This window comes from Bacillus sp. JJ1474, from assembly GCF_036965225.1.
Classification (GTDB): domain Bacteria; phylum Bacillota; class Bacilli; order Bacillales; family Cytobacillaceae; genus Cytobacillus.
On sequence record NZ_JBALPC010000144.1, the window covers coordinates 1 to 3676 of the forward strand.

At 34.7% G+C, this 3676-nt stretch carries 5 protein-coding genes and 1 tRNA gene; 1 reads left to right on the top strand and 5 read right to left on the bottom strand.

Features of this window, described 5'->3' with window-relative positions:
• Positions 1–57 precede the first annotated feature (57 nt).
• From V7164_RS17010 to V7164_RS17030, 5 genes are all read right to left on the bottom strand, one after another.
• A tRNA-Val gene (locus V7164_RS17010) sits at positions 58–129 on the bottom strand.
• Positions 130–282: 153 nt separating this feature from the next.
• Positions 283–933 (bottom strand): amino acid ABC transporter permease, encoded by a 651-nt coding sequence (locus V7164_RS17015; protein WP_335345662.1) that lies wholly within the window; start codon positions 931–933, stop codon positions 283–285.
• A gap of 11 nt (positions 934–944) precedes the next feature.
• The gene (locus V7164_RS17020) at positions 945–1598 is read right to left on the bottom strand and encodes an amino acid ABC transporter permease (protein ID WP_335345663.1); all 654 of its coding nucleotides are present in this window, start codon (positions 1596–1598) and stop codon (positions 945–947) included.
• 69 nt (positions 1599–1667) lie between these two features.
• On the bottom strand, positions 1668–2483 hold the full coding sequence (locus V7164_RS17025; RefSeq protein ID WP_335345664.1) for a transporter substrate-binding domain-containing protein: 816 nt from the start codon (positions 2481–2483) through the stop codon (positions 1668–1670).
• A gap of 19 nt (positions 2484–2502) precedes the next feature.
• Positions 2503–3231 (bottom strand): amino acid ABC transporter ATP-binding protein, encoded by a 729-nt coding sequence (locus V7164_RS17030; RefSeq protein ID WP_335345665.1) that lies wholly within the window; start codon positions 3229–3231, stop codon positions 2503–2505.
• 280 nt (positions 3232–3511) lie between these two features.
• On the opposite strand from V7164_RS17030, the gene V7164_RS17035 reads away from it, so the two are divergent.
• Positions 3512–3676, top strand: a 165-nt coding sequence (locus tag V7164_RS17035) for an alpha/beta hydrolase-fold protein (protein ID WP_335354681.1), incomplete at its 3' end; no start/stop codon positions are given.

Consider the following 3676-nt stretch of genomic DNA (forward strand, 5'->3'; position numbering starts at 1 on the left):
TGGTCTTTTATACGGAAACCCTTTGTTCCGAAGGGTTTCTACGGGTTTGGCACCCAATGATCTGAGAGGGATTTGAACCCCCGACCCCTACCCTGTCAAGGTAGTGTTCTCCCGCTGAACTATCAGATCGTTTATTAAGTATATGTTCTATTATATTAATTTTTTAGAAAAAGTCAATCATTTTTGCTTTCTTTTCATTAACAATGATTAATTTAGGTTTTCTTAAATGAAAAGACCGATTCTCTAACTTGCAAAGAAAATCGGTTGATTGACACTCATTTATTATACTTGTCTGCTTTCCAGCCTTCGTGCAACTAATGACAGGCCATAGTTCACAACAAAATACATGATTGAAATAACGATAAATATCGGAATTATATAATTAATATTTTGTGCATAGATAATCTGAGCATTACGCATCAGTTCTGGTAAAGCAATAATTACGCATAGTGATGTATCTTTAAGTAAAGAAATAAATTGACTTACAATCGGAGGTACCATTCTTCTTAAGGCCTGAGGCATGATTATTTTAAATAATGCTTGAATATATGTTAGCCCTGATGACCGGGCAGCCTCCATTTGACCTTTATCAATAGAATTTAATCCGCCCCTTACAATTTCAGATAGCATGGCTGATGTAAATACTGTCAATGCAGTGATGGCAGCTACAGGCTTACTCATTTTGATCCCAATTTCCGGCAGTGCAAAAAAGGTAAAGAAAATGATTAACAATAGCGGAGTATTTCGAATGGTTTCTACGATCACTGCTATGACTTTTGATAATACTGAGATTTTAGCATATCGTAAAGTTCCTATAACGATTCCAATGATAAAGCTCAAGAAAATAGATATAAATGCAATGTAAAGCGTCACCATAAAGCCAGTACCGAGGAATTTTAAATGATCGACTGAGAGAGCTCCAATAAAATCCATAGTTCCCCTCCTTAATGGCTTCTAGCCAAGCGTTTTTCAAGATAGCCAACGCCTAGACTTAATGGAATGGTTAAAACAAGATAAAAGATTGCTACGAAAATATATACATCAAATGTCACAAATGTATTTGACGAAATAATATCACCAAAATACATTAAATCTAAACCAGCTACCATTCCTAAAATAGAAGAATTCTTGACAAGGTTAATAAACTGGTTTCCAATCGGTGGAATGACTATTTTTATTGCCTGGGGCAATATGATTACATTCATCGCTTGCAAGTATGTTAGACCAGAAGACCTTGCTGCTTCCATTTGTCCCTTCGGAATCGATTGAATGCCTGCTCGAATTGCTTCAGCAATGAATGAAGCTGTATAAATCGCCAAGGCAATTGTACCAGCAGTAAAACCAGATAAAGTTACACCAATAGCAGGAAGACCATTAAAAAAGAAGAAAGCAATAATAAGAAGCGGGATATTTCTGAAGAACTCAACAAATGCAGTTCCAAGCCAATTTAGTGGTTTAAATGGGGAAATTCTCATAACTGCTACAATAATCCCAAGAAAAAAGCTTCCAATAAGTCCCATAATGCTAGAAAACACTGTATTTTTAAATCCTTCTAAATATGTGTCTAAATTATCAGTAAGTATTGTAAAATCAAGCAAACTGATTTCCCCTCCTTTTTATAAAAAGTGGTCAGGATGAGCAATTGCTCATCCTGACATCATTTGATACTAGTTAGTTTTAATCCACTTGCTATATATTTCATCATACTTTCCAGTTTCTTTTAACTTCTTCAAAGCATCGTTAATAGCATTAACTAATTCTTCATTTCCTTTTTTAACAGCAATTCCATAAGGCTCTTCTGTGAAAGTTCCGCCAACAAGCTCAAAGTTTGAATCTTGGTCAGCCATACCGTAAAGAATAGAATCATCTGTCGTTAAAGCATCTCCTTGACCAGCTTTTAAGGCAGTAAATGCTTCAGCATAGTTTTCAAATTCTAAAACAGTTGTGTCAGGGGCTTTTTCACGAATGTTCTTTGCTGATGTCGAACCTTTAACAGCAAGAACTTTCGTGCCGCTCTTCAAATCTTCAAGACCTTTAATGGCGCTTCCTTTTTTAACAAGCAGTGATTGTCCGGCATCAAAATAAACATCAGAGAAATCAACTTCTTTTTTACGCTCTTCTGAGATTGTCATCGTTGCTACAATTGCATCAATATCACCATTGTTTAACATTGGAATACGCGTTTTAGAAGTAACTTCTTTAAATTCTACTTTGTTCTCGTCACCAAGAAGCTCTTTAGTCAATGCTTTTGAAATATCAATATCAAAACCTTCTACTTCACCAGTACTCGGGTTTTTAAGTCCGAATAATCTAGTATCATGCTTTACCCCAATTACAATTTTGTCATTTTCTTTAATTTGTTCTAAAGCATTTTTGCTACCAGAACCTGTCGTTTCCTTTTCATCCTTGCCGCATGCAGCAAGAAGCATTGTTGCAGATAAGAACAGGATACCTGCTATTTTTCTTCCTTTTTTCTTAAACATAAATAATCCCCCTTTTGTTTTAATGATTTAATACACGACTAAGGAATGTACGAGCCCTTTCTTCCTTTGGATTCGCATAAAACTCAGCCGGAATTCCTTCTTCAACAATTTGGCCTTGATCCATGAATACAATTCGATCAGCTACTTCTTTAGCAAATCCCATTTCATGAGTCACAACGACCATAGTCATTCCTTCTTTTGCTAGCGCTTTCATTACATCTAGAACCTCTCCAACCATTTCTGGATCAAGTGCAGAAGTAGGCTCATCGAACAGCATAATTTCAGGTTTCATCGCAAGTCCCCTTGCAATTGCAACCCTTTGTTGCTGCCCTCCCGATAATTGGGATGGAAATGATTTTGCCTTATCAGGAATTCCTACTTTTTCAAGATAGTACATAGCTGTTTCTGTTGCCTCTGCTTTTGACTTCTTCAATACCATAGTTGGCGCAATTGTAATATTTTCAAGAACTGTTTTATGTGGATATAAGTTGAAATGTTGAAAAACCATTCCTATATTTCTTCTTAACTGGTTAATATCTGTTTTCTTATCATTTACTACTAAGTTATTAACTGTTAATCCGCCAGTAGTAATTGTCTCAAGACGATTAATGCAACGGAGCATCGTACTTTTCCCAGATCCAGATGGACCTATAACAACTACAACTTCCCCTTTTTTAATTTCAAGATTAATATCTTTAAGTACATGAAAGTCTCCATAATACTTATTTACAGACGCAAATCGTATCATATCATTCCTCCGTAAATCTTTTAGTGAATATATATGTCACCTACCATTCGGATATTTAATTCAAAAAATTATCCCTTTACGGAAAAGTAAATTAATTGGATAGGTATAGAAAATATAATACATATAAACATCAATTTAGTAAACAATTATTATTAATTTTGAATTAATTCTGTCGAATTGTATCCTAAGGCACAGGCTTCAATACCTACTTTTTTAGTTTTTGACCATTTATGATAATATATTTTGATGAGCCAATTAAATAGAAAATGGAGGTTTTGAATTGAGTATACCTAGAGGAACAATTAAGGATATAACATTCTCAAGTAAAGAGCTTGGTGAAGACTTACAGATTCTAATTTACCTGCCAACAGCTTTCAATCCTTTATATAAATATTCAATCCTTTTTGCCCAAGATGGCAAAGATTATTTTCAGTTTGGAAGAATC

Excerpts from the sequence above, each read along its gene's own strand:
- V7164_RS17015 (WP_335345662.1), bottom strand. The coding sequence starts at position 933 with ATGGATTTTATTGGAGCTCTCTCAGTCGATCATTTAAAATTCCTCGGT.
- V7164_RS17025 (WP_335345664.1), bottom strand. The coding sequence starts at position 2,483 with ATGTTTAAGAAAAAAGGAAGAAAAATAGCAGGTATCCTGTTCTTATCT.
- V7164_RS17030 (WP_335345665.1), bottom strand. The coding sequence starts at position 3,231 with ATGATACGATTTGCGTCTGTAAATAAGTATTATGGAGACTTTCATGTA.